This is a genomic window from Fundidesulfovibrio butyratiphilus, from assembly GCF_054657235.1.
This window is the reverse complement of record NZ_BAAHXA010000001.1, coordinates 1726709-1753135: the sequence shown is the minus strand read 5'-3', so window position 1 is coordinate 1753135 and position 26427 is coordinate 1726709. Positions and strand designations below refer to the sequence as shown.

The following is a 26427-nucleotide window of genomic DNA, read 5'->3' as shown; positions in this document are numbered from 1 at the left end:
TGGGGTTTGCCCGACCACTCATGCCTGGATCGGTGGGAGAGTCAGCGCGAGCCGCTGTCCCGATCCGGGAAAGAAACCGATGGAGTACGCGGCCGAAAAGGCCAAAAGCAGGATGAGAAGAAAGACGAGTATGGCCGCAAGAACGGGGTATATGGTCAACTCGGTCATGTAATCGATGAATGAGTTCTTGAAATTTTCAACGGCTACCCTCAGTTCGGAATCTTTCTTTTTTTGAACGGTGTCTAGAGAGCGAAGCTCGGAGGAAAAGTCGTCGTATTGCGTATTCTTGAACAGGTTGGTGTGTTTGTTCCGAATTGTATCGAGCGCGGCTTGATCGTGGAAATAGGTATACTTCAAGGTATGGTCCAAGTCCTGGAGCGCGACCATTCGCTCGAATCCAGAGGGAGGAAACAGCAGTTTCGCCACGACGGGAAGCGTTTCGAAAAGCATGAGGATCATGAAAAACGGAAGGTTTATGAGCATTTCAAACATGAAACTCACGCTGAAGTTGTTGCCCCTTACGTCGTTGTACAAGGACATGAGGTATTCTTTCGTGTCTTGCATTGCCTGGCCAAAGTTTTGTTTTGTCTCTTTTATGATATTTTTGCCTGAGGGGCTTGACGTATCCCCATTCGATTGGGCTGCGGAAGAAGTGTTCAGCGGGTTTGCCGCCTGGGAGAGCAATGCCGGTGACGCGACCAAGTGCTGCAGTTTCTGTTTTTCAATTTCAGCTGCAAGGGGGTTGTATTTGTCGAATGCCTCTTGCGTTTTCAACCAGGCGTCCTGGGCGTTGTTCGTGTATTCAGCGATGTTGCTGTCTATTTCAGCCAGGGTGGTCCGCCGGTAAGGCTTTCTTGTGATGGATATCGTGGGGGTCTTGGGCTCGACCCATACGGGATCGGCCTTACCCAACCGTGGGTCATGGTTTTTGATTTTGGCTTCCCCCATTTGTGAAACATGGAAAGTCGTTCTGTACGATTCGTATTTACGGAGCTTGAGTACGGGCGCCTTGGCTTGCTCGCAAAGATATGCGAGCGCGGCATTTTCGTAGTAGACATTGTATTTTCTGTTGTAATCGTCTCTGGCATTGATATAGCTCGAAATGAGACTTGCTCTGGTCGATCTCTGTTCCTGTTGTTTTTCGTCTTTGACGGCCTGCTGTTGTTTTTTGTTGCGCTCGACAACTTCTTTATTTGATGTGACATAGGACGGAATTATTAAAAAGAGTGATATCGTCAGCGCAAGAATGATGCGCATTGTCATGAATATTGATTGCTGAAAGTAGTGGTATACACGAAGAATAATATACCTTGCATAATAATAAAGGCCTTTGAACGTGAAGAGGCTCCGGCTGAGTGATCTCTCTTTTGCGATAAGTTCTCTAATGTCGTACGTTACTGATGGGTAGCTCAGGATAGCCTTGTCGCAAGAGTATACGATGAGGCTTGCGATTGTCGAGACGATTGTTGCTATGTAGTTGTTTTGTATGTTGTAAAATTCTTTGAGCGATCCATACATAGATGTAAAAACGTAAAAGGATACAAGAACTGACATACCGCCGAAGAGCCAGATTTTTGATTTTGAGTAAAGACTCAAATGAATTTTGCATTCTCTGTCGAAGATGTATGGGTGGGTTCCGGTAATGGACAGGGGAAGGGCGCGAACTTTTCTGTAAACGTTCTGAAATATGGAGTATACCAACTCGAGGCTGGTGCTGATGACGTCATAGACCGTTGTATGCCGAATTTGATCGGTCTGCGCCAGTTTCATTTTTTTGAAAGTCAGATAGCTTGCGTAGCCAATGACGGCTGCTCCAAGAAATATCAAGAGTATGGTGGCATTGCGCAAGGTCAGCATGGAGAGGATCTGCGTGAGATTAGGGAGGTTCGTCATTGGCGATTCCTTTTTTTTCTTCATTATTCGTGCCGCTGATTTTGGTCAAGCAGGAATACGTAATGAGCGATTTTTTACGATGAAAAATGTTGTCTAACGAGATTGAGTATAGGTTTTTGTCGGATTAGAAATTCAAATATACGAAATAAATGCTGGGAATGCAGGTTGACGAAGCCGTGCGTGGGAAACGGCGTATGTCCTGCCCGGTTGTTGAAGAATCCGTGCTGGCTGCGTTGCTGCGAAAAACGCAAACCCTCAACGGATGCCCACTCCGCTTCGGGCTTGGCTTTTTCTCGCGCCTTGCCAGCATGTATTTTGAACAGGCTGCAAGAATCGACTGTTTCAACGGGCTCTAGAGACGGCTTTTCCTCGTGGAAGGGGCAACGGAGTCGTAATCTGCTCTATGATAGGGCGTGCGCGGGTGGTTGAGGTTCAAATTGTATTGCGCTATAAATATCAAACATATTCTGATTTTCGAAGTCGCCGCCGGTTTGAAAGATACGTGAAATGATCCGTTATATCCTCTTGTCGGTGGCGGGGTCGTCATGGGCTTTCCCGAGGAGGGCATGTGCACGAGTTGATTTTGTATGGCGTCGCATTTCTTTGCGCCATCAGTGTTCTTTTCTCCATCCTGGTGCTGAAGCGATTCAAGGGCGTTGACGCCTCGACTCTCAGTGAAGAAATCAAGCTCTTCACGCAGCATCAGTCCAGGGTGGAGGCCTCTGTGCGGGATGAAATAGGCAGGAGTCGCATGGAGCTTGCGCATTCCGTACAGGCGCAACGGGAAGAAATGGTGAGGACACTTGGGGCGTTTGGCGATTCCGTGTCGTCACGCATTATGGACGTGTCGGCGATGCAAAAGGGCCAGCTTGAGGTATTTTCTGACAACCTTACGAAGTATTCGCAGGTCAGTGAACAAAGGGCCAATGTCTTGCGGGAGTTGCTTGCCGAACAGTCCAGGCTGAATAGGGCGGAGACGGCGAACAACCTGAAGGTCTTTTCAGATTCGCTCGAAAGCAGGCTGGGCGAGCTGTCGAAGACGGTGGAGTCGAAGTTGTCGCAGATTCAAAGCATGAACGAGAAGAAGCTCGATGAGATGCGAAAAACCGTCGACGAGCAGCTGCAGGGAGTGCTTGAAAAGCGGTTGAACGATTCGTTCAGTCTTGTTTCGCAACGGCTGGAAGCCGTCCATAAGGGGCTGGGCGAGATGCAGGCGCTCGCGAACGGCGTGGGCGACCTGAAGAAGATATTGAGCAACGTCAAAACGCGGGGAACTTTCGGCGAGATACAACTTGAGCGGCTTATCGAGCAGGTCTTCGCGCCAGCGCAGTATGTCAAAAATTACAAGCCGCGTGATGATTCAGGTGATGTGGTCGAGTTCGCCATCAAGATCGCGGGACGCGATGGGGACGGAGAGTGCATGCTGCCCATTGACGCGAAATTTCCGACATCCGACTACGATAGGCTGCTCGACGCACTGGAAAAGAACGACGCTTCGGCTGCGGACACCTCTGGCAAGCAGATAGAAAGCACACTCAAGGCGTTCGCCAAGTATATACAAGAGAAGTACATATGCCCGCCACAGACGACCATGTTCGCGATTCTTTTTTTGCCCGTCGAGGGGCTGTTCGCAGAGGCCCTGAGGCGGCCGGGCCTGGTCGAGACGTTGCAACGCGATCACAAGGTCATAGTGGCTGGTCCGACGACCTTGGCCGCCATTTTGTCGAGCATACAAATGGGGTTAGCCGTCACCGCCATCAGCAAGCGTTCGGAGGAAGTCTGGAAGCTCTTGGGCGCGGTCAAGACGGAATTCAAGAAATATGGGGATGTGGTCGACAAGGTGAGAAAGTCCCTGAACGCCGCGACAAATCATCTGGAGAATATATCGACCCGTACGCGGGCCGTGGAAAGAACCCTGCGCGGCGTGGAGTCGCTGCCGGAAAGTGAAAGCTGCGAAGTTCTGTCAGCGGTCCAGAGCCTCGACGTGGGCGAGGGGACCGGCAAGGAGGCAGAATAGAGAGGCCCCGACGCGCTGCGCGGCCCCCTCACCGGCGCAGATCGAACCCCAACTTCATGGCTCCGCTTCCCTTCTTGTCGAAGGCGGCCTGGAAGGCCGTTTTCCAGTCCTCAAGCTTGTAGAGGCCCGTGAGCAGGCCCTGCGTGGGGTATGTGCCGGAGGCGAGCAGGTCCAGACACTTCTGGTAGGTGCGCACGCGTTCGCCCCGAAACATGGCCGTGGCGTAGCTGATGGTCCCGGTCACCGTGAGTTGGCGATACCACAGGCTGGACACGTCCACTTTTTGCAGGCTCGCGGCCGTGCCCACCATGACGTAGCGGCCACGGGCGCGCAAACACAGCAGCGATTCCTCGAAGGTTTTCGAGGAGGCCACGCAGTCGAAGACCCGGTCGGCCCCGCCTTCGATGTTTCCGCCGCCCAGGGTGGTGCGCAGGAACGTGCCTCCCACCAGGCGGGCCAGCTCCTTGCGCGAAGGCGATCGCGGGGCTTCGTCGGCGCCGCCGGCCAGGGCCAGTTCGCACTGGAACCGGTGGCGTCCCACGGCCACGATGCGTCCCGCAAACCCCAGGGCGCGCAGGCAGCGCACCGCGTGCTGGCCGAGGATGCCGAGCCCCCAGACCACCACCGTTTCATCCGGCTCGGGAAAGTTTTCCAGCACCGGCTGCAGCACGGAAGCCATGGAGTCGGTGAGCACGGCCTCCTCGTCGCTGACGTTTTCCGGCACGGGCAGGATGCGGGCCGGGTGCGCGGCCGTGCGTTCGGCCATGCCGCCGGACGCGGCGGCGTTGAAGCCCAGCACCGATCCCGGCGGCAGCGCGCCTTCGCGGTAGCGCTCGCACAGGTGGTAGTCGCCCTGGGCGCAGTACCGGCAGGGGGGCAGCTCGCGCACCAGGCAGTCGAGCACGGGTTCCACGACCACGCGTTGGCCGGGCTGGAGGCCTGACCCGGCCGGCGAAGATTCCACCGTGGCCACGATTTCGTGGCCGATGATCATGGGCATGGAGGCGTAGGGTTCCAACAGCAAGGATTCCGCGCCCTTGAGCAGGTTCAGGTCCGAACCGCATATGCCGCACAGCCGGGTCTTGAGCACGGCCCAGTGGGGCCTGGCCGGCTTGAAGGGCACGTCCTTGAGGGTGAGCGGGGTGACCAGGTGGTGGAAGCGACGGCGCTGGAGCCTGGAAAAAAACGACGTGAGCAGGTAGAGCGGAACGCTCTTGCGGTAGACGAGGGCTTGCATGGCCGGACTTTTGCCCAGGCGGCTGCGGGTGTCAAGGTTGACTCGCGGGCTGGCCGGGCGTAGGAAATCGCGGCCGGGAGCCGTGTTTCCGCTCCGCCTGACCCCCCACCCGCGCCAACGGCGCTCTTTATTTCAGGAAGGCCCCATGTCCAAACGCTCAAGCATCGCCCTTGGAACCGTTCTCAAGAATTTCGCCCGCGTGGCGCGTCATCCCTGGATCGCGTCGCGTCTCGTGGCCCTTGAAAAGGAAAAGCTCCTTTTCAAATGGCTCAATCCCAAAGCCGACCAGGGCGTGGCTCGCTCCATTCGCCAGGTGTCCATCCGCATCACCGACATGTGCAACCTGCGCTGCCATACCTGCGGCCAGTGGGGTGACCAGGGGTTCCTCCACTGCGCGGACCTCAAAACCTTGAAACGCGCGGAAGTTTCGCCCGAACGGTATCACGAACTGCTCGACGATCTGGCCAAAAACGGCCATTTCCCCTCGGTCTACCTCTGGGGCGGCGAACCCACCATGTATAAGGGATGGCTCGAAATCATCGAGCACGCCACCAAGCTGGGCATGCCGACCTCCATCGCCACCAACGCCACCCATGTGGCCAAGGCGGCCGAACGTCTGGTCGAAGCCCCCATGTTTCTCTGCCAGATCTCCATCGACGGCCCGACTCCCGAAGTCCACAACGCGGCCCGTCCCGCCGCCGGCGGGGGCGACAACTTCCGCGACATCGTGAACGCCCTGGAGACCATCAACGAGGTCAAGCGACGGACCGGACGCAAGCTTCCCCTCACGGCTTCGCTCACCACCATCTCGCGCGCCAACGTGGGCCGGCTTGTGGACATTTACGAGACGTTCAAGGACAAGGTCGACCTCTTCGTCTTCTATCTCTCCTGGTGGATCGACGAATCGAGCGCCAAGGCCCACGATCGGGACTTCCAGAGCCGCTTCGGCTTCGCGCCCAAGCTGCACTGGGGCTGGGTCGGTGACTGGACCATCAAGGACTACCAGACCCTGAACACCCAGCTCGAAGAGGTTCAGCGCCGCTCCAAGTCGTGGAGCTCCCCGGCCGTGAACATCATCCCCAACATCACCGGGGTGGACAACCTGCGCCGGTACTACAACGACCACTCGGCCACGTTCGGCTACGACCAGTGCATTTCCATTTATCAGGCCGTGGAGATCGATTCCAACGGCGACATGTCCCCCTGCCGCGACTACCATGATTACGTGGTGGGCAACGTCAAGGAGCAGACCATCTCCCAGATATGGAACAATCCGGCCTACCGAAAGTTCCGCTCCAGCCTGACCACCCGGGGATTGATGCCGGCCTGTACGCGCTGTTGCGGACTCATGGGGTACTAGGCGGACGCTCATGGGCACATCCGGAACTCCGCGCACGCCGGCCACGGTAGCCATCGTCTTGCAGGACCTGCTTTTCGGCGGCAGTCAGCGTCACGCCCTGGAGCTGGCCAGAGGCTTGGACCGCGAGCGGTTCGCCCCCGAATTCTGGATGATGGCCGGCGGGGCCGACTTCGCCGGACAGGCCAGCCAGTCCGGAGCGCCCCTGGTGTGGCTTTCCACCAAATCCACGGTGACGCCGGGAGCGGTGGCCGCCCTGTGCGGACGACTGCGACGCCACAAGCCCGACATCGTGCTGCCGCTGACCGCCGTGCCCAACATCTGGGCTCGGTCCCTGGGACGCCTGACCGGAGCCGGCGTGGTGCTGGCCACCTGCCGGGGCGGCGGGGCCGTCGACCGCCAGCATGAACGCCTCCTGGCCGGCCTGGCCCATCACCACGCCGTGAACACCCAGGCCCTCAAGGACCAGTTGCTGGCCCTGGGCCGGCGCGACGACCAGGTGAGCGTCATTGCCAACGGGGTGGACACGGTGCGCTTTGCTCCGCCCGCGCCGGAGTTTCGCCCGGTGCGCGAGGTGGTGCTCTGCGTGGCCCGGCTGGTGGAAGACAAGGACCACAAGACCCTGCTGCAGGCCTTCGATCTGGCCGCCCGCCAGCGCCCCGAAGCCGAACTTTGGCTGGTGGGGGACGGTCCTCTCAAGATCCGACTGGAGCGTCTGGCCAGGGGACTGCCCAGCCGGGAGCGCATCCGTTTTTTCCCCGGCGGGGACGAAATGGCCCCCTTCTATCAGCAGGCCAGCGTGCTCGCGCTCACCAGCCTGCGCGAGGGACTGCCCAACGTGATTCTGGAAGCCATGGCCTCGGGCCTGCCGGTGGCGGCGACAGCCGTGGGCGGGGTGCCCGAGGTGGTGGAGCACGCGGTGACCGGGCTTTTGAGTCCGGCCCAGGACGCGGAAGCTTTCGCCGCGTCCCTGACGGCCCTGCTGGGCGACGAGGAGCGTCGTCTGGCCATGGGCGAAGCCGCGCGCCAACGGGCCGTTTCCCGCTACAGCCTGCGGGCCATGGTGGCGGCCCACGAAGCCTTGTTCGACCGGCTGCTCGGCCGGGAGTGATCCGTTTCTTTCAGGCCCGGGGAGGGGACACGCGTCGCCGGGTCCGCCATGGACCTGGGCGATGGCGCGGATCGTGGGGGCATGTCGTCACGCCCGCGCGACGTTTCGTCGTGTTCGCCGAGCGAAAAAAGACGGCTTGACTCCGGCAACATCACGGCGGGCCGGGCGTCATCAATCAAGCGATATTCGGACTGTTCAAGCGACGACTTTCCGGGTATGTCCGAGCGGCTCTCTTCGGGTGAAACCCGTGAACACCTTGTGACGACAAGAAGAATGTGGGGCGGTTTTTCGAATTGACCGGGGCGTTGCGAACGGACCGCCGGTATGTAAAATTTCTGTAACGAAAACCACCCATTTGAGACCTTAACAGTAGAGAAAAGGCGACGGTCGGCCGACGCATGAACCCGGCGACCGGCCAGTGGCGGAGGTCTTCGCGATGCGACGCTTGTGTTTGGCCGTGGCAACGGTCCTGATTGTGAGCCTGCCCGCCTGGGGGCGTCAGCCCGACGCCACCGGCCTGTGGGTGGCCAACTTCATGGGCAACCTGGTGGAATGCCACCTGGAGCAGCGCGGGATTTATCTCTATGGCTTGGCTTTCGTCACCACCGCTTCGGGAGAGCGCAACACCTACCACGTGGCCGGCACCCTTCAGGGAAAGGTCTTTTACGCCTGGCACGGGGGCGGCAGCAACTTTCAAGGCACGCTCGAAAGTGACGACAAGGTGGAAGGCCTCATGAATTTCGCCAACGGGGCCAAGGTCGCCATGCAAGCCCGTCGGGAACGCTGTGGCAAGACCCTGCCCGGCGGCCTGGACTGGCCCCCGAACTACCCGCCGCCCCAGCAGCAGTAATCCGCCCCCCCCCCGTCCCCTCCAACCGCAAGGACATTCCGTGAAAACCTTTTTCGTGCTGTCGGCTGTCTTCCAGCTGGCTCTTTTGGCCGGTCTCTACTGTTTGGGGCGTCGCCACGTACGCGCCGGCCTGGACAATCCGTACCGGGGACCGCGGCGCCTGTCCCGCGAACCCAGGACCGCCATGGTGGTTCCCGTCACCGGCGACGCGCCGCCCGTGCGGGTGGGACTGGCTTCGCTCATGGCCCAGGATTATCCCGGTCTGCGCCTGGTCTTCACGGTGAAGGACGAGGCCGACCCCGCGGTGGCCCTGGTGCGCGAGCTGGCCCAGGGGCGGCCGGACATCTCGCTCGTGGTGGCCGGCGGGGCCAGGACCTGCGGCCAGAAGAACCACAACCTGCTCGCCGGGGTGCGCAGCCTGGGGGATTGGCCGGAAATCTACCTTTTCTGCGACTCCACCCATTTGGCCCGGCCCGACTTGGCCCGCCTGCTCGTGGAGCCCCTGGCCGACGGCCGGGCCGTGCTGAGCGGCGGTTTTCACCGGGTCAATCCCCTGGACGACTCCGTGGGAACGCTCGGCATGTTGAACGTCTGCCTGGCCCTGCACTGCATGCAGTCCATTCGGGCCATCACCCAGCCCTGGGGCGGAGCCATGGCCGTTACGCGAAACACCTTCGAGGAGCAGGGGGTGGGCGCGGTGTGGGCCGAGAACATCGTGGACGACTTTTCCATGGGACCGCACCTGGTCAAAAAGGGCATCCGGTGTTTCGCCGTGGGCGAGGCCTGCCTGGAAACCCCGCTTCGGGCCATTCCCGTGCCCCAGTGGCTGGAGTGGTACACCCGCCAGTTGCTGTACCTCAAGTTTTGCACCCCCGGGCAGTGGCTCGGTGGGGCGGTGGCGGTCTGGCTGTTCGGCGGGCCGTTGATTCTGGCCGCCGGCGGATTCCTGTCCTGGCTTCTTGGGCAGGCTTCGGCCTGGTGGCTCGTGGCGGGCGGGATTTATCTGGCGGCGTTTTCCTGGATGGGAATGCGCTTTCGGACGCTTTCGCCCATAAAGGTTCCGCGCGCGGCCTGGCTCACCGGGTTTGCGGCCACCATGCTGGCCAGCGTATGGTGCTACGCCCGTACATGGATCACGTTCACCATGTCCTGGCGGGGAATTTCCTACAAGGTGACCTGGGGCGGCAAGGTGGTGGAGGTTCTGGGCGGGTAGCGCCTCGGCGTCGGGCGCGGGTTTTTCTGCCGCCTGACGATGCGTGGTGACTAATTTTCCGGGCGTCCCTGGACGCTTTGCCGAAGGCCGGAGCGCTATTGCCGCGTTTCGGCCTTCATCTGTTTCCACCACCGCCAGCCCATGAGAAAGAAGGGGCAAAGGGCCAGGACTTCCGAAAGCTCGCGGATTCCCAGGGGTTGTGTCCCGAAATAGAGTCCGCCTCCCACGGCGGCGGCCAGAAGCGGCGGGGCCAGGGCGGAAAGCTTGATGAGTTTCATGGTGCGTTGGCAATACCAGGTGGTGCACACGGCCACGGCTCCCTTGGTGGCCACGATGGCTATGGCCGCGCCCAGGAGCGTCTGGTGGGGAATGAGGAAGGAGCACAGGGAGAGGTTCAGGATAAGCCCGCCCAGATATATCCAGAAGAGGATCTTTTCCTTGTGTTGGCTCATCATGAGATAGGCGGCCAGATTGTGGATGAAGCTGAAAAGCACCGAGGGCACCAGGTACTTTTGCAGCCAAACGGCCTGGATGTAGGCCGGTCCGTAAATGGTGCCGATGATGCGGTCGGACTCGACGTAGAGCACGAACATCAGGGGAATCGACGCCCCCAGCAGCCATTTGACCGAATTGTCCTTGAGCCGGTCGAAGCCGGCCTTGTCGTTTCGCCACAGTCCCACGAACAGGGGAAAGAGCACGCTTTTCATGAGCAGGTTGGAGATGGGAGTCTGAACGGCGTCCACCACCTCCCAGGTGGCGGAGTAGTTGGCAACGGCGTGGGGACCGGAAAGGCGCTGGAGAAAAAAGAGGTTGGCCTTGTTGTAGAGGATGGAGAACAGGGCCATGAACACGAACACCAAGCCGGCCTTGGCCGTGCTCCAGGTACGGGCCAGGGCTTTGCTTTTGAGGGTGAGTCCCTGCACGTCGGTGCGGTTGACGGCGATCCAGGCTCCGCCCACCAGGTTGATGCCGTTCTCGATGATCTTGAAAAGCGCGATCCAGTGGGCCTGCATCCCCAGATAGAGCGTGCCCAGGGCCCAGCCGTAGCCGACGACCGCCCCAACGGTCTTGATCTTTGCTTCCAGATCCTGGCGGCCCTGCACCCGGCAGGCCACGAAAAACGAACTGGCCAGGGCTTCGAGTCCCACGCCCGCGCTGATCACCAACACCAGGTTCTTGAGCCCGGATGTGTAGCCTTGCTGGTAGATGAAGGCCAGTACGCCCAGCCATCCGCAAATCAGGATAATGGCTTTGATGAGGGTGTACTGCACCAGGGTGTCGCCCTTGTGCCCGTATTTTTTGGAAAGCGAAGTCACCAGGGGCTGGTTGAGCCCGAATTCGCCCAGAAACAGAACGATCATGGCCGTGCTGAAGGCCAATTGGAATTCGCCGTAATGGCTGGCGTTCACCCGGGCCAGGTAGATGAAAAAAATGGTGTGCAGGAGGTCGCGAACGGTCTGGGCCGAGGCGAGATGGAAGAACTTGCCCAGAATGCCGTGGGAAGCGGCCCCGCCCGGTTTCGGGGCGTGTTGATCTTCTGACATGGGTGGCGGGTGTCCTTTCCCTTGTGCGGCCGGGAGAAAAAACCGGGGCGGACCACGGTCCGCCCCGGGAGGTTGTTATTTCTTCTTGGCGGTCTTGGTCTTGGTGGACTTGGCCTTGGTCTTTTCGCTCTTGGGAGCGGCGGCCTTTTTGGTCGTCTTGCTTGAGGACTTGGTGGTCTTGGTCCCCTTGGCCGCCTTTGTGGTCTTGGCGGCCTTGGCGGGTTCGGCTTCCGGGGCCGCAGCGGGCTCGGCGGCCGGGACTTCGGCCACGGGTTCGGCCGGGGCTTGCGCTTCCGGCTCGGCCTTGGCCTGCGGGACTTCTTCCACCACGGGCTCGGGCTGGGCCGGCGCTTCGGCGACCACGGGAGTTTCCACCGGCGCGGGCTCGGCGGGCGCTTCGGCCACGGGTTCGGGCTGCGCCGGGGCTTCAACCACAGGCTCGGGCTGCTCCGCAACGGGCTCGGGTTCAACCGCCGCCGGTTCGGGAGCCGCCGGTTCGGGCGCGGGCTCGGGCTGGGCCGGCGCTTCGGCGACCACGGGAGTTTCCACCGGCGCGGGCTCGGCGGGAGGCGTCTCGGCCTTGGCGACCACCGGGGCTTCTTCCTTCACGGCCAACGGCGCCTCTTCCTTCACAGCCACGTCGGCCGGCTCGCGCAGGGCCAGTTCGGCTTCTGGCCGAACTGTCAGGGGAGCGGCGGCGGGCTCGGCCGGCTTTTCCGGCTCGGGCTCAGGCGCCGGCTCGGGCGCGGGCTCGGGCTCCGGAGTGGGTTCGGGCGCAGGCTCCGGCGTGGGTTCGGGCGCGGGCTCGGGTTCCGGAGTGGGGTCGGGCGCGGGCGTTTCAGCCACGGGCTCGGGTTTGACCGGTTCGGGTTCGGGCGCAGGCTCCGGTTGCGGGGCCGGTTCGGGGGCCGGTTCCGGCTCGGGCGCCGGAGCGTCCAACAGGGCGTCGTCGCCCAACGGCTTGGCTCCGCCCAGCGGCGCGCAGCTCACGAACCCGTCGAACTTCTCCAGTTCGTCCATCCGACAGCTCCAGACCATCTTCCCCTTGTAGTGGATGGCGTCGGGACAGCCGTCGCACATGTTCTGGCGTCCGTCGGCGAACAGGTCGCAGGGCTGGATGATCATGATGGACTGAATGTCCATTCTGCGGCACCAGGCCGAAGGATTTTTCAGCCAGCGGCCGAAAATCTTGCGCAACGACTTGTTGATGAGCGCCAAGGGGAACAGCACCTGGGCGGTGCGGGTGAGCCAGGGCCGGGTGTAGGCCACATAGGTGTCGTAGAACAGGTGGTGAACGGTCTGCACGATCTCGGCGAACTTGGGATCGATGTAGCCGAAAATGCCCTTGGAGTTGCCCACCCGCATGGTGAGCAGCCATTTCATGGACCGGGGATCCTCGGTGCCGTTTAAGAACGCGCAGGGTTCGAAATCGGGATAGAGCACCCGGATCTGGTCCACCACTTCCTGGGCCATGATGTCCTTGTGGGACTCCATGTGGTCGAGCTGGTAGACGAGTTGGCCCGGATTGATGCGCTGGCCGTGCACGTAGCATTCGTGTCCGTCCTGGGCCTTGATGGACCGGAACAGGATGAACACCATGGTCTGCACCAGGTCCATGTGCTCCTGGGCCCAGCGGGTGAGCGGGGCCACCTGATCCAGGGTGTCGCGGTAGATGGTGGCGTTGAAGGCGCAGGCCACCTTGCCACCGCTGTTTTCCCGGATCATGCGGGCCAGGTGCAGGCGCAGGGCGCACAACTCCAGTTCGGACTTGCCGTTCCAGCCCGGACGCCGCTGGTGCGAGTCCACGTGCATGGTGAAGCCCACCAGTCCGGCCCGGGTCAGCTCGCGCACCAGGGTGGGGGTCAGGGCCTGGCCGTTGGAGTTGATGATGGGTTTCCATCCCTGGCTCGAAATGTAGCGCACCAGGTCGATGATGTGGGGATAGATGAGCGGCTCGCCCCCGGCGATGGAGATGCCGTCCGTGCGGCGCAGGTCGCGTCCGGCTTCCAGGTCGCGGATCACCTCTTCGAGCGGCTTGTGCCCATGGGGATCGTTTTCGCGATAGCAACCTTCGCAGTACAGGTTGCACTTGGTGGTGGGTTCAAGCCACGTGATGGCGTTATCCGCCAGGTTCCACGGCAGACGGTAGTAGAGCTCCGGGGTAAGGGGGCGTTTGGCATGCATCGGGTTCCACGCTCCTGGTCGTTGGCTATGTCGAATAATAAACCGGCCAATTCCTAACAACAATCGTTCGCTCAAGGCAAGACGCGTCCGCCCGGGCCGCGTCCGGCCACAAAAGCCTCCACCTGGGCGAAGGCCTTCTCGTTGCCTCGAAAGTTGTCGCCGGTCACCTTGGTCCGAAATCCCTCCACCTGGCGCTCGAAGTCGGCCAGGGACTGGGCGTCCAGGGCGAACATGTCGCGGTGCAGGCCGTATCCCAACCTTTGCAGGTAGAAGGCGTTGAGCCATTGCTCGAAAGCTCCCCGCACGGGCAGGGAGAGAATGGGTTTGCCGTAGTACAGGGCCTCGCTCATCAGGGTGTGTCCGCCGCCGCAGACCACGTAGGCGCTGGAGGCCATGTCCGCCAGCAGACCGTCTTCGCTGAAGGTCTTGAAGACCAGATTGCCGTCGGTGGCGGCCCGGTTGTATCCGTAGACGATCACCTTGCGTTTCAGGGTCTTGAGCAGGGGCACGAACGAGGCGCAAATGGAGCAGCTCTGGTACACCAGCACGTGTTCGCCCACGCTCGGCTCGTGTTCGAAGACCTTTTCGCGCAGGATGGGCGGCGCCAGGGCGACGCGCGGCGCGGACCGGAGCGGAGGATGATAGAACGAAATCACCAGATGGTCCGTGGCGTTGGTGAAGAGGCCGCGCACCGAGGCCGAGGTGGAGACGAAGTCCCACCAGGCCGAGGCCGGCAGGTCATGACGGCACAGGGTGATGACGTGCTGATGGTCCAGCGACAGACAGGGCAGGCCGGCCCGTTTTGCCGCCAGCGGCACAAAATATTCGTAGTCGGAAAGGCACACGTCCGGCTGGAACCGTTCGATCACCCGGCCCAGGCGGTCGAGCTCGTTTCGGCCTTGGGCCAGGGTGGACGCCCCGAGTTTGAGCGTCTCCCAGACGTCCAGGCGGTAGTCCTTGTAGCGCGTGCCGGGGTTGAGGGCCGTTTCCACCGGATACTCCCGCGACAGGATACCCCGCGCCTCTTCGCTGGTGACGAAGAGAAAATCGTGGGACGGAAACCGCCTGGCCAGGGTCAAGGCGCGGATGGCATGGCCGTGCTGGGAGCCGTGGACGCCGTAGAGTATTTTCGCCATGTGCTTTGTGGAGAAAGGCCAAGGCGAACCGTTCGCGGCTACCGGATCTTCGCGGCCTCTCCCGGAACGAATACGTCGCAACGGGAAAGACGTCTGTTCGCCAAAAACGCATAACCGTAACCGATCCGCGCTCTTTTGCCAACGCCCAAAACCCCGAGCGGGTTGGAAGAAAGCGGAACGCCAACCTGGGGGGAAGATTCTGGAGCGGGGCCTCCGGGGAACGCACGGCGTTTCCCCCGAGCCTTCTTCTTGAAAAAACTTGAGCCGGGCTGAGGTGTTGGAGCCAAATCTTCCCGCGCAGCGGCACAACCGTCCGGCGTGGGGCTCCCGGCTCCCGGCTCCCGGCGGACGGCCGGGCAGGTCGCGTCGCTTCGCGCTCGGGGGAAAGTTTTTTTGCGGAAGGGAAGAGGCGGGGGGAGTCCCCCAAGGCTTCAGCCGATGCTCGGCTTGTTGTGCTCCAGCCAGAGTTGCAGCACGAGCAGGGTCCACAGTTCCTTGCGGCGGTCGGCGCGGCCGGACTGGTGTTCGTCCACCAGGGATCGCACGGCCTTGGGGTCGAAGAGTCCCTGGCGGCGCAGGTGGGTTTCGCCCAGCAGGTCGTCCACCAGGGGCTTCAGACGCGTGCGCAGCCAGCGGGCCACGGGAATGAGGAAGCCGCGCTTGTTGCGGGTGAGGATTTCCCGCGGCAAAACGTCGGCGCAGGCTTTCTTGAGCAGGTATTTTCGCCTGAGCCCGCGAAGTTTGCGGTCCACGGGCAGCCGGGCCGCGAACTCGGCCACGTCCCGGTCCAGGAACGGGGCACGCGCTTCGAGCGAGTGCATCATGGAACAGCGGTCCACCTTCACCAGGATGTAGTCGAGCAGGTATTGCCGGGCGTACACGTAGAAGGCCTTGGCCAAGGGGTCGGGGCTGGGAAAGTGGTCGTAAAGCTCGCGGGTGGGGGCGAAAAGGGTCGCCGGGGCCAGCGCGGCCGGATCGGGCCGGGACCAGAGCCCGGCCTGGAGCTCGGGGCCCAGGGCCGTGAGCCAGGTCTGTATGCGCAGCCATTCGGGTTGGCGCGCGCCTTTAAGAAAGGTCTGGGCCCCCAGACGCAGGTTCACGTAGCCGTCCGAGGCGGGCAGCCGGGCGCATATCGGGTCCACCACGCCCCGTCGCAGCCAGGCGGGCAGGGCGTTGTACCAGCCGGCGGCCTTGAAACCCTGAAAATGTTCGTAGCCGGCGAAGAGCTCGTCGGCCCCGTCGCCGCCCAGGGCCACGGTGACCCGCTCCCTGGTGATCTGGGAGAGCAGATAGGTGGGCGCGATGGAGGGATCGGCCAGGGGTTCGTCGAAACGGCGCACGATTTCGGGCAGAAGGTCCGCGCAGTCCTCGGCCGAGAGGATGCGTTCGTGATGGTCGGAGCCGATGCGTTCGGCCACGATGCGGGCGTAGCGCGATTCGTCGTAGCTGGCCTCGCGGAAGCCGATAGAGAAGGTCTTCACCCGGTTGCACTGGGCGGCCATGAGTCCGGCCACGATGGACGAATCGATGCCGCCCGAGAGAAACACGCCCAGGGGCACGTCGGACACCAGGCGGCGTTTGACCGCGCGCGACAGCAGGCGCTTGAGTTCCCGGCCGAGTTCGACATCGTCGGCCCGGGCGGGTTCGGGCGCGGGCAGGTCCCAGTAGCGGGCCAGGGTGAGCCGGCCGTTTCGCAACAGAAGCGAGTGGGCCGGAGGGAGCTTCGAGACTTCCCGGTAGATGGACGTGGGCGAAGGCACGTCCTCGTAGGCCAGGAACCGGGCCAGGGTGGCCGGGTCCACGCTCAGGCGCAGCGCGGGCAGGCGGGTGAGCGCCGTGAGCTCCGAGGCGAAGGCGAAGAGTCCGTTTTGCAGGGTGTAGAAAAAGGGTTTCTTGCCGAAACGGTCCCTGGCGGCGAAAAGGGTGCGATCGCGCGGATCCCAGAGGGCGAAGGCGAACATGCCTTCGAGCCGGTCCAGGCAGTCGGGCCCCCAGGCGGTCCAGGCGGCCAGGATGACTTCGGTATCGGAATGGGTGTGAAAGGCCAGACCTTCGGCTTCGAGTTCGGCCCGCACCTCCTGGAAATTATAGATCTCTCCGTTGAAGGTGACCACGGCCCCGCTGGGGGCGTAGGCCATGGGCTGGGCTCCGGTGGAAAGGTCGATGATGGAGAGGCGGCGATGGCCCAGGGCGGCCGGGCCTTCCATCCAGAGGCCTTGGCCGTCGGGGCCCCGGTGGGCCAGGGCGGCGGTCATGGACTCCAGGTGGTCCCGGGTTTCCGCGGGCAGGGGCTCGCCCGAGACGCGCACGATACCGGCGATGCCGCACACGGGTCAGCGACTCCCCAGGCTGCGTCCGATCTGCGACATGAAGAGGTCGAACAGCTTGGCGGCGTTGGCCTCGGGGTCGAACATCTCCATGACCAGGGCCTTGCCCCGTTCGGCCATGGCGATGGCCCGGGCGCGGTCCGAGGCCATTTCGCGGATGGCGCGGGCCAGGGCCTCGGGGTCGTGTTGGGGCGCCACCAGTCCCGTGTCGAGATGGCGCACCACCTCGGGAATGCCGCACACGTCCGTGGCCACCACGGGCAGGCGGTGGGACAGGGCCTCCATGATGACGTTGGGGATGCCGTCCCGGTCGCCGGTGGCGTGCACCACGCTCGGCACCACGAGCATGTCGTGGGAGTCGAGCAGTTCGGTCAGTCGGTCGTGGGAGACGAAGCCGGGCATGTCCACCTTGTCGGTCAGGCGCAAGGTCTTGCGCAGCATGGCGAGTTTGGTTTTCTGGAATCCGGCCCCCACCAGGGAAAGATGGAAGGGAAATCCCTGCTTGTCCAGGATATGGGCGGCCCGCAGCAGCACGTCGAACCCCTTGGTGCGGGCGAACCGACCCACGGCCAACAGCTTGTAGGGCGGGGTCATGTTCACCGGGCTCTGGCCGTTCTTGCGCAGGGTAAGGCTGTTGTAGACGTGGTGGATGTCGCCGGCCCGGTCCGGGGCCAGGCTCTGCAGGTAGGCCACGTTGGTGCGGTTGTTGGTGCGGGCGAAGAGGCAGTCGCGCAGTTTTTCCTTCAGGGCGCCGTCGGGCGGATAGATGTCGCCGGCCCGCCCGGCCAGGGAGAAGGGAATGCCGGTCAGGCGCGAGGCCACCCAGGCGGCCGTGGCCGGTCCGTTGGCCCAGGGCGCGTGAATGTGCAGGACGGCGCTCTTTTCGAACCGTCTGGCCAGGGTGAATCCGGCGAAAAAGGCCCACAGGCTTTCCCCGGCCACTTCCAGGCAACTCCAGCGGCGAAGCGGGACCTCCTTGAAGAGGCTGGCGACGGTGTCGGAGTCGCGGCGCAGCCAGTAGACGAGATCGGCCGCCAGGGAGGGCAGGGCGCGCGCGCCCAGGCGGGTGACGTTTCGGGCTTCGGCCAGCATCTCTTGCGAGCAGTTGCGCAACCTGGGGCCGTAGAGGGAATACACCTCCACCGGCAGGCCCAGACGGCGCAGGGTGACCACCTCGCGAAAGATGAATGTCTCGGAGGAAAGGGGGAACCAGAGAAGGACGTAGGCTATCTTGGGCGGGTTCAAATCGTGGTCCTTGAGAGGTTGAGCCGTCAAGCGGCCGTGCGGGTTTCTAGTCCAGGTGGCTGACGGTGTAAAGCGAAACCGCCGAAGCGCGCATGAACCTTGACAAAGCGGAAAAGGTGAAGCATCGACAATCAAGGCGCAAAAGGTTTTGCGGGTCTTCTACGCACAATAATCCTTCCGAAAGCGGGGGCGGGGATGAGCCATACCAACATTCTGCTGGAAACAGGCACCAACGAGCTGGAAATCGTCGAATTTTTCATCGACGAAAAAACCGAGGACGGCGGGACCTACCGCAGCTATTTCGGTGTCAACGTGGCCAAGGTGCTTGAAATCATCCGCAAGCCCAAGGTGACGGAGATGCCCAGCACTCCGCATCCGGCGGTGAAGGGCACCTTTAACCTGCGTTCGCGCATCATCCCCCTCATCGACCTGGCCGTGTGGCTTTCCAAAGACATGGTGGACGTGGAAGCCCCCAAGGTCATCGTGGGCGAGTTCAACGGCATCACCAACGCCTTTCTCGTTTCGGGCGTGACCCGCATCCACCGTCTGAGCTGGAGCCAGGTGGAGCCGCCCAGCGGCTACGTGGCCAGCTTTTCCGGCAACAGCTTCACCGGGGTCATCAAGTTCGACGACCGCATCGTCCTGCTTCTCGACATGGAAAAAATCATCTGGGACCTGAACCCCAGCCTGGCCATGCGCGAGGAGCCCGAGGTCGAGGCCGCGAAGGTGATCTCCACTCCGCAGAGGGCCTACCGGGCCTTGGTGGTGGACGATTCCAGCGCCATCCGCAAGCTCATCGTGTCCACGCTCAAGCGCGACGGCTACGAGATCACCGAAGACATCAACGGCCAGAACGCCTGGGACCGGCTGATGGAGATCAAGCGCGACTGCGCCGACTCCGGCGCGGACGTGTTCGACCGGCTGAACCTGGTGGTCACCGACATCGAAATGCCCGCCATGGACGGACACAACCTGTGCAAGCGCATCAAGGACGACCCGGTGCTGCGCGACATCCCGGTGATTTTGTTCTCGTCGCTCATCAACGACAAGCTCTTTCACAAGGGGCTGTCCGTGGGCGCCGACGACCAGATCACCAAACCCGAGATCGGCGAACTGACCAAGCGGGCCAAGACGCTCATCGACCAGAAGGGTCGCCGGGCCGCCTGACGCCCCGGGCTTCGGGGACGCCGGAGGCCGGCGAGGTCCCGGCCTTCCGTGGGGGCGCATTGGGGCGGCCGAGCATGCGGCACCCCGGGGGCGCTCCCGGAAGCCGGTGCGCCGTATGTTGCCGGGCGTCTGCGCCCGTGGCGTTCTCCCAAGGCGTCAATCCCGTGAAATCCGAGACTGCGGAAGCTCCCGGCAAGGCCTCGGGGTCTTGCCCCGCGCGTCCGGGCCGTGTAGGACGGTTTCCCCAGACACGGAGGGATGGCCGAGCGGTTGAAGGCGGTGGTCTTGAAAACCATTGACGGGGAGACCCGTCCGGGGGTTCGAATCCCTCTCCCTCCGCCATTTCCTGGGGTTTTCGAAATTCAGCTGTTCCAGCGTACCCAGCACTATACCCCGCGCGCGCTAAATTCCGCCCTTTTTCCAAATGGCCCCGGGCAGTGAGGACATTCGCCCGAGTGACCGCTCGCGGTCGGTTCAGTCTCCGTCGGCCATCGGGAGGCATTCGATCGCCGCGCGGATGCCGAGCCATCCCGCAATTTCCGGCGGCAAGGGATGGCGCCCATGGCGGAAGGGACCCTCGTGCGGGACGAGGCCACGTTCGACCAGGGCAGATTCGAGCCTGTGGGTGATACGCGCCAAGGGGACGAATTTCGTCTCCCAATCCGGGACCATTTCCGTCATGGAGTCAAAGCCGAGCCTGGCGCAGACTGACGCGATGTCTCCAAGCTTGTATAGTTCCGTGTAGTCGATGCGCACATCCTTGCGCGCGTCTCCGCCGTCTTTCGGGTCTCGGTTTAGGTAATATTTGTAGGTATATTCGACAGTCCCGCCGACGGTGTCGTCATCGCTCAGCAAAATCCAGGTGTCACACCCGTGGCAATGAAAGCTGCCCACTTGTCCGTAGCGCCCGCCGTTGTAATTGCGGAAGCTCATGAAACGGTGGTCGCAGTTCGGGCAGATCTTGAGGATCGGTCCGGACACAAAATACGATGTGTGACCTCTTCCCGAACAGACCCTGACGGGGTCGAGATTCTTCTCGATCTCTTCGGACGAGAACTTGGCCTGAATGATCTTCCCCATGGCACTCTCCTGTCGCGTTGGCCGGTTGTGAAAATGGCGCATGTCGAGCGGTGCGACGGCTCAGCGCCAGTTGCCCATGAGAATGAACGGCGCCCAGTAATACGGGTGGGAGTAGCCGGGGAAGGCGGCCTGGGGCGTTGAGGCGGGCGCGGAGGCGGCCACGGCCACGGCTTGGCCGCGGTCCGCGTCGCTCCGGCCCGGGGTGCCGCCGGCCTGGATCATCTCCAATTGCGCCCGGCGCAGGGCCTCGGCCTTGCTCAGGTGGTTCTCCTGGCGCAGTCGGTAGAGCTCGCGCATGAGCTGGGCCGTGCTCGCGTCCGCCACCGGCCAGAGCGTGGCCAGCACGCCCTTGGCCCCGCGGCGTTGGGCCGTGATGCCCAGCCCGTCCAGCTCGCGGCCGTCCGCGTTCTGGCTTTGCACCGCCGTCTCGCAGGCCGAGAGCGTCAGGAGATCCACGCCCATGAGGTTGAAGTTGTTGCGGCGCAGGTCGCCCAGCGTCAAGTGCGTGCCGTCGCCCAGCAAAAGGTAGGAGTCGTTCTCCGTGCCGCCGGGCGTGAACTTGAAGTGCGAGGCGATGTGTACCACCGGATACTGGCTTTGGAACGCCTCCCGCAGAGCCTTCGTGGTAAAGTCCTGGTTCAGCAGAACCTCGCCGTCCAGCACGCCCTCACTGGTCCCGGACTTCCCGTGGACGATGCCCCGCAGCTCCATCGGCACGGCGGGCAGGGGGGCGAAGCCCTCAATGGCCCGGCTGGTCCCAAAGCCAGCCACCCGCCAATGCTCCGCGGGCACGGGCTTCAGACGCCCCCGGCCAGCCGGCGTGAACACCGAAAGAGGGTAGCGCTCCACAAGCCAGGACGTGCCGTCGTGCAGGGCGGCCATGGGGATGTAGCGCAGGCTGCCGTCCAGGGAGAATGTCAGTTGCCCGGCCCCGATCTCGGTGAGGTCGGCCTGGATGGGCGCAATGAGCAGGTCGTAAAGCTCCTTGGCCTGGGGGCGGGGATCCTGGCCGGGGGCCAGCAGGGCCTGGCGGAAGCGTCCGATCTTCCGGTTCAGGTCCGCCGAGGAGACGTCCACCTTGCGCAGGATCTGCTTGTCCGGCGCGGTGAGCAGGATGCGCAGGCCCTCCTTGAGGACAAGGTAGGAGACCAGCGCCGGCCTGCCGGGCAGGCCTTCCAGCTCTGTCCGGGCATCGTCCTCAATGCGCTCGGCCTTGATGGCGGCGTATTGATCGCGCGCGAGCGCGGCGAAGGCCTTGGAGCAGTCGTCCAACATGGCCGCAAACGCGGCCTGCTCCGTTTGAACCTGGGACTTGAGCTCCTGAAAGCGTTTTTCCTCCTCGGGCGAGCGGAGCTTGTTGCGCTCCAGGGGCTCCAGCTCCTTTCCGTGGGCGGCGAGCTTCTCCGAGGCCTGGTCCAAGCGTTCGGCCCAGCCCCTTTCAAAAGAGTTGTAGGACGCCGTGATCCGGCGCGGGTCCTCGGCGCCCTGATCGCGCCGGGTGTAGTCGAAATATTCCTCCTGCTTGAGCATGCGCAGCACCTGTTCGGCCTCGCTCAGTCGGCCCTCGGCCATGAGCAGGTCGGCCAAGCGGCGGTAGACGCCCTCCTTGTTGCCCAGGAAGGACTTCTGGAGAGACGTGTCCAGGGAGGAGATGTTTCGACGCAGGGACTGGAGGGTGTTCACGGCCTGCTTGCCGAAAAATATGGCCGCCGTGGTGTTGCCGGTCCTGGCCTGGACCTGGGCCAAGCCGTCCTTGCAGCGCCAGAGCCTTTCGGGTTCGCCGGTTTGGTCCAGCAGGGGCAGGGCCAGTTCGTACGCGGAACGGGCCGCCCGGGCGTCGCCTGCCGCGAGCTCTATATCCCCTATACAGACCAGCGCCGCCCCTTCGAGCGCCTTCGCGCCGATCTGCCGGAACAGGTCCAGGGACTGCTTCAGGTGCTCGCGCGCCCGGGAGTACTCTTCGAGCGTGGCGTGTGCGACGCCGATGTTGGTGAGATCGATCCCCTCGCCCTGTCGGTCGCCGATCTCCCGGCGGATGGCCAGGGCCTGCTGGTGGTGCTCCAGCGCCTGGGGGTACTGCCCGAGGGAAGAGTAAACGAGGCCGATGTTCCCGAGATCGGCCCCCGCACCCCGCCGGTCGCCGATCTCCCGGCGGATGGCCAGGGCCTGCTGATAGCGCTCCAGCGCCTGGGGGTACTGCCCGAGGGAAGAGTAAACGAGGCCGATGTTCCCGAGATCGTACCCTTCGCCCCGCCGGTCGCCGATCTCCTGATCAATTGCCAGGGCCTGCTGGTGGCGCTCCAGCGCCTGGGGGTACTGCCCGAGGGCAAAGTGCACGAGGCCGATGTTCCCGAGATCAGCCCCCGCACCCCGCCGGTCGCCGATCTCCCGGTGGATGGCCAGGGCCTGCTGATAGCGCTCCAGCGCCTGGGGGTACTGCCCGAGGGAAGAGTAAACGAGGCCGATGTTGGTGAGATCGGCCCCCTCGCCCCGCCGGTCGCCGATCTCCTGATCGATGGCCAGGGCCTGCTGGTGGCGCTTCAGCGCCTGGGGGTACTGCCCGAGGGCAAAGTGCATGTTGCCGATGTTCCCGCGAACGGCTCCCTCGCCCCGCCGGTCGCCGATCTCCTGATCGATGACCAGGGCCTGCTGATAGCGCTCCAGCGCCTGGGGGTACTGCCCGAGGGATTTGTACACGATGCCGATGTTGGTGAGATCGTTCGCCTCGCCCTGCCGGTCGCCGATCTCCCGGCGGATGGCCAGGGCCTGCTGGTAGTGTTCCAGCGCCTGGGGGTACTTTCCGAGGGAAGAGTACACGTTGCCGATACTGGTGAGAAACTTCCCCGTGTACAGTTTGTTCTTGTCCTGGCGCGCCAAGGCCAGGCCCTGCTCATAGGCCGCCAGGGCGGCCTTGTACTCGGACCTGTCAAAGGCGGCGTTGCCTTTGCTCAGCAGGGATTCAACAGTGTCAGTAGCGCTGGTAGGCGTGGAGTGCATTGCTGTAGCGCACCATGCCAGCAGGATCAACAAAGGGAAAACGATCGCGCAACGTTTCATGGTCGTGCCTCTTTGTGTCGAATACGATTTGCTACCGCCAGTTGCCCATGAGAATGAACGGCGCCCAGTAATACGGGTGGGAGTAGCCGGGGAAGGCGGCCTGGGGCGTTGAGGCGGGCGCGGAGGCGGCCACGGCCACGGCCTGGCCGCGGTCCGCGTCGCCCCGCCGTGAGGTTCCGCCGCCCTGGATCATCTCCAGTTGCGCCCGGCGCAGGGCCTCGGCCTTGCTCAGGTGGTCCTCCTGGCGCAGTCGGTAGAGCTCGCGCATGAGCTGGGCCGTGCTCGCGTCCGCCACCGGCCAGAGCGTGGCCAGCACGCCCTTGGCCCCCTTCTTCTGGACCAGCGCGCCGAAGCCCTCCACCTCCCGGCCGCCCGCGCCGTTGCCGCCCATGGCCGTGTCGCAGGCCGAGAGCGTCAAAAGGTCCACTCCTCCCAGGTCGAAATCTCCGTCGCGCAATGCAGCGAGCGTCAGATACGTGCCATCGCCCAGGAGCAAAAACGAAGAGAGGTTGTCGACCGGCTCGAACTTGAAGTGGCTGGCCAGGTGCAGGGCCGGGTAGCTCCCACCCAAGGCGTCGCGGAAGCTTTGCAGGGTGAAGGCCTCGTCCAGGCGCGCCACTCCGGGCAGCACACCGCCGCCCGTGGCGTCGCGCACGATGCCGCGCAGCTCCGCAGGCACGGCGGCCAAGGGCGTGAACCCCTTGTGGGCCTTGCTCACCCCGAAACCGGCCAGCTTCCAGTCGTCTTTGGGCTTGTCCTTGATCTTGTCCCGGGCCGCCTCGGTGAACACGGCCACGGCGTAGCGCTCGGCCACGTAGGACGAGTCGTCACGCAACGCCTCCAGGGGGATGTAGCGCAGGGTCCCATCCAGGGAAACCATGAGGGTCTTGGTTCCGGCCGCGGCCAGGTCCTGCTCGATGGGCGCGATGAGAAGGGCGTACAGCTTTTGCGCTGCCGGGCCGGGGTTGCTCGCCGGGTTTTGCAGGGCCTGGCGGAACTCGTGGACCAGGCGGTTCAAGTCCGCCTCCTTGATCTCCACCTTGCGGGGGAGGATCACCTTGGGGGTGGTGACCAGGATGCGCAGGCTGTCCGGGAGCACCAGATAGTGCACCAGGGTGACGGCGGGCCCCAGGTCGCGGACCATGCCGCGCAGGTCGGTGTCGAGTTGCTTGGCGGTCAGTTCGGCGTTGCGGGCCTCGCCTTGTCTCTTGAAGGCTTCGGCAATTTCCGCGAGGGTCTTCCGGAAGCGTTTGTGGGCCTCGTCGAGTGACGCGCGGATATTTTTCAGGCGCTCGTTTTCGGCCTCGGTGCGTGCGTCGCCCTTCTTTTCCAGTTGGGCGGCCTCCTTGCCCAGGGCGGCCAGTCCTTGCGAGTCCTTGTCGTAGCGCTGCTGCGCGGCGCGTTCGTCCGGGGTCAGGGTGACGGGGGTGAGGGCGACGTCCTTGCCCGAGGCGTCGCGGCGCACGAAGTCGAAGTATTCCTCCTGCTTCAGAAGCCCCAGGACCTGTTGCCCCTCGTCCAGGCGGCCCTGCTCGATGAGCAGGTCGGCCAGGCGGCGGTAGACGCCCTCCTTGTCGCCCAGGAAGGACTTCTGGAGAGACGTGTCCAGGGAGGAGATGTTTCGACGCAGGGACTGGAGGGTGTTCACGGCCTGCTTGCCGAAAAATATGGCCGCCGTGGGGTTGCCGGTCCTGGCCTGGACCTCGGCCAAGCCGTCCTTGCAGCGCCAGAGCCAGTCGGGTTCGCCGGTTTGGTCCAGCAGGGGCAGGGCCAGTTCGTACGCCGAACGGGCCGCCCGAACGTCGCCTGCCGCAAGCTCTATATCCCCTATACAGACCAGCACCGCCCCTTCGCGCGCCGACGCGCCGATCTGCCGGAACACGTTCAGGGCCTGCTTCAGGAGCTCGCGCGCCTGGGAGTACTCTCCGAGCGTGGCGTGCACGATACCGATGTTCCAGAGCTCGCCCCCCTCGCCTTGTCGGTCGCCGATCTCCCGAGCGATGGCCAGGGCCTGCTGGTGGCGCTCCAGGGCCTGGGGATACTGCCCGAGGGCATAGTGCACGTTGCCGATGTTCCCGAGATCGGCTCCCTCGCCTCGCCGGTCGCCGATCTCCCGGTCGATGGCCAGGGCCTGCTGGTAGTGCTCCAGGGCCTGGGGGTACTGCCCGAGGGATTTGTACACGATGCCGATGTTGGTGAGAGCGCTTCCCTCGTCCTGCCGGTCGCCGATCTTCCGGTGGATGGCCAGGGCCTGCTGGTAGCGCTCCAGGGCCTGAGGGTACTGCCCGAGGGATTGGTACACAAGGCCGATGTTCCCGAGGTTGTTCCCTTCGCCTCGCCGGTCGCCGATCTTCCGGTGGATGGCCAGGGCCTGCTGGTAGCGCTCCAGGGCCTGAGGGTACTGCCCGAGGGATTGGTACACGAGGCCGATGTTCCCGAGATCGGCCCCCTCGCCCCGCCGATCAGCGGTCTCCCGGTGGATGGCCAGGGCCTGCTGGTAGTGCTCCAGCGCCTGGGGATACTGCCCGAGGGAAGAGCACACGATACCGATGTTCCCGAGAGCGTTCCCTTCGCCTCGCCGGTCGCCGATCTCCCGGTCGATGGCCAGGGCCTGCTGGTAGTTTCTCAGCGCCTCGGGGTACTGCCCGAGGGAAGAGCGCACGTTGCCGATACAGGTGAGAAATCTCCCCGTGTACAGTTTGTTCTTGCCCTGGCGCGCCAAGGCCAAGCCCTGCTCGTAGGCCGCCAGGGCGGCCTTGTACTCGGACCTGTGAAAGGCGGCGCTGCCTTTGGCCCACAGGGATTTCATCGTGTCCGTCGCGCTGCTTGTCGCACCGCACGTCGCGGAGACGCAAAGTCCTGCCAGCAGGACCAACAAAGGGAAAACGATTGCGTAACGTTTCATGGTCGTGCCTCTTTGTGTCGAATGCGGTGTGCTCCCGCCAGTTGCCCATGAGGATGAATAGCGTCCAGTAATATGGGTGGGGGCAACCGGGCAAGGCGGCCGCC

At 63.3% G+C, this 26427-nt stretch carries 17 protein-coding genes and 1 tRNA gene; 8 read left to right on the top strand and 10 right to left on the bottom strand.

Annotated features, from left to right (window positions below; genetic code table 11):
- Positions 1-18: 18 nt before the first annotated feature.
- On the bottom strand, positions 19-1893 hold the full coding sequence (locus ACYQ01_RS08170; protein WP_459933339.1) for a hypothetical protein: 1875 nt from the start codon (positions 1891-1893) through the stop codon (positions 19-21).
- 149 nt (positions 1894-2042) lie between these two features.
- Here ACYQ01_RS08170 and ACYQ01_RS08165 point away from each other — a divergent pair, with 149 nt between their 5' ends.
- Together ACYQ01_RS08165 and ACYQ01_RS08160 are read left to right on the top strand one after the other, a co-directional pair.
- Positions 2043-2249: a hypothetical protein gene (locus ACYQ01_RS08165; RefSeq protein ID WP_459933338.1), complete on the top strand. Its 207-nt coding sequence runs from the start codon at positions 2043-2045 to the stop codon at positions 2247-2249.
- A gap of 212 nt (positions 2250-2461) precedes the next feature.
- Positions 2462-3910: a DNA recombination protein RmuC gene (locus ACYQ01_RS08160; RefSeq protein WP_459933337.1), complete on the top strand. Its 1449-nt coding sequence runs from the start codon at positions 2462-2464 to the stop codon at positions 3908-3910.
- Between the two features lie 28 nt (positions 3911-3938).
- Here the strand turns inward: ACYQ01_RS08160 and ACYQ01_RS08155 are convergent, their stop codons facing one another.
- The gene (locus ACYQ01_RS08155; protein ID WP_459933336.1) at positions 3939-5147 is read right to left on the bottom strand and encodes a zinc-dependent alcohol dehydrogenase; all 1209 of its coding nucleotides are present in this window, start codon (positions 5145-5147) and stop codon (positions 3939-3941) included.
- Positions 5148-5292: 145 nt separating this feature from the next.
- Between ACYQ01_RS08155 and ACYQ01_RS08150 the strand changes: the two genes are divergently transcribed.
- The 4 genes from ACYQ01_RS08150 to ACYQ01_RS08135 all read left to right on the top strand — a co-directional run bounded on the left by ACYQ01_RS08150 (position 5293) and on the right by ACYQ01_RS08135 (position 9678).
- Positions 5293-6507 (top strand): radical SAM protein, encoded by a 1215-nt coding sequence (locus tag ACYQ01_RS08150; RefSeq protein WP_459933335.1) that lies wholly within the window; start codon positions 5293-5295, stop codon positions 6505-6507.
- A gap of 10 nt (positions 6508-6517) precedes the next feature.
- Positions 6518-7615, top strand: coding sequence for a glycosyltransferase family 4 protein (locus ACYQ01_RS08145; protein WP_459933334.1), 1098 nt, complete (start codon positions 6518-6520; stop codon positions 7613-7615).
- A gap of 436 nt (positions 7616-8051) precedes the next feature.
- A complete protein-coding gene (locus ACYQ01_RS08140) occupies positions 8052-8465 on the top strand; it encodes a hypothetical protein (protein WP_459933333.1) in 414 nt (137 codons plus the stop codon).
- Between the two features lie 40 nt (positions 8466-8505).
- Positions 8506-9678, top strand: a complete 1173-nt coding sequence (locus ACYQ01_RS08135) for a glycosyltransferase (protein ID WP_459933332.1) — start codon at positions 8506-8508, stop codon at positions 9676-9678.
- Positions 9679-9773: 95 nt separating this feature from the next.
- Here the strand turns inward: ACYQ01_RS08135 and ACYQ01_RS08130 are convergent, their stop codons facing one another.
- The 5 genes from ACYQ01_RS08130 to ACYQ01_RS08110 all read right to left on the bottom strand — a co-directional run bounded on the left by ACYQ01_RS08130 (position 9774) and on the right by ACYQ01_RS08110 (position 18114).
- Complete coding sequence (locus tag ACYQ01_RS08130; RefSeq protein ID WP_459933331.1) at positions 9774-11222, bottom strand: oligosaccharide flippase family protein; 1449 nt, start codon at positions 11220-11222, stop codon at positions 9774-9776.
- Positions 11223-11297: 75 nt separating this feature from the next.
- Positions 11298-13406, bottom strand: coding sequence for a radical SAM protein (locus ACYQ01_RS08125; protein WP_459933330.1), 2109 nt, complete (start codon positions 13404-13406; stop codon positions 11298-11300).
- 71 nt (positions 13407-13477) lie between these two features.
- Positions 13478-14542: a glycosyltransferase family protein gene (locus ACYQ01_RS08120; protein WP_459933329.1), complete on the bottom strand. Its 1065-nt coding sequence runs from the start codon at positions 14540-14542 to the stop codon at positions 13478-13480.
- A 431-nt stretch (positions 14543-14973) separates the two neighbouring features.
- Positions 14974-16872 (bottom strand): asparagine synthase (glutamine-hydrolyzing), encoded by a 1899-nt coding sequence (asnB, locus tag ACYQ01_RS08115; protein ID WP_459933328.1) that lies wholly within the window; start codon positions 16870-16872, stop codon positions 14974-14976.
- A 3-nt stretch (positions 16873-16875) separates the two neighbouring features.
- A complete protein-coding gene (locus ACYQ01_RS08110) occupies positions 16876-18114 on the bottom strand; it encodes a glycosyltransferase family 4 protein (RefSeq protein ID WP_459933327.1) in 1239 nt (412 codons plus the stop codon).
- 195 nt (positions 18115-18309) lie between these two features.
- On the opposite strand from ACYQ01_RS08110, the gene ACYQ01_RS08105 reads away from it, so the two are divergent.
- Both ACYQ01_RS08105 and ACYQ01_RS08100 read left to right on the top strand, forming a co-directional pair.
- Positions 18310-19281 (top strand): chemotaxis protein, encoded by a 972-nt coding sequence (locus ACYQ01_RS08105; RefSeq protein ID WP_459933326.1) that lies wholly within the window; start codon positions 18310-18312, stop codon positions 19279-19281.
- A 252-nt stretch (positions 19282-19533) separates the two neighbouring features.
- A tRNA-Ser gene (locus tag ACYQ01_RS08100) sits at positions 19534-19623 on the top strand.
- 132 nt (positions 19624-19755) lie between these two features.
- Here ACYQ01_RS08100 and ACYQ01_RS08095 read toward each other — a convergent pair.
- The 3 genes from ACYQ01_RS08095 to ACYQ01_RS08085 are packed head-to-tail and all read right to left on the bottom strand — an operon-like array spanning position 19756 to position 26227.
- Positions 19756-20361 (bottom strand): hypothetical protein, encoded by a 606-nt coding sequence (locus ACYQ01_RS08095; protein WP_459933325.1) that lies wholly within the window; start codon positions 20359-20361, stop codon positions 19756-19758.
- Between the two features lie 60 nt (positions 20362-20421).
- On the bottom strand, positions 20422-23418 hold the full coding sequence (locus tag ACYQ01_RS08090) for a CHAT domain-containing protein (RefSeq protein ID WP_459933324.1): 2997 nt from the start codon (positions 23416-23418) through the stop codon (positions 20422-20424).
- Positions 23419-23449: 31 nt separating this feature from the next.
- Complete coding sequence (locus tag ACYQ01_RS08085) at positions 23450-26227, bottom strand: CHAT domain-containing protein (RefSeq protein WP_459933323.1); 2778 nt, start codon at positions 26225-26227, stop codon at positions 23450-23452.
- Positions 26228-26427: the final 200 nt, after the last annotated feature.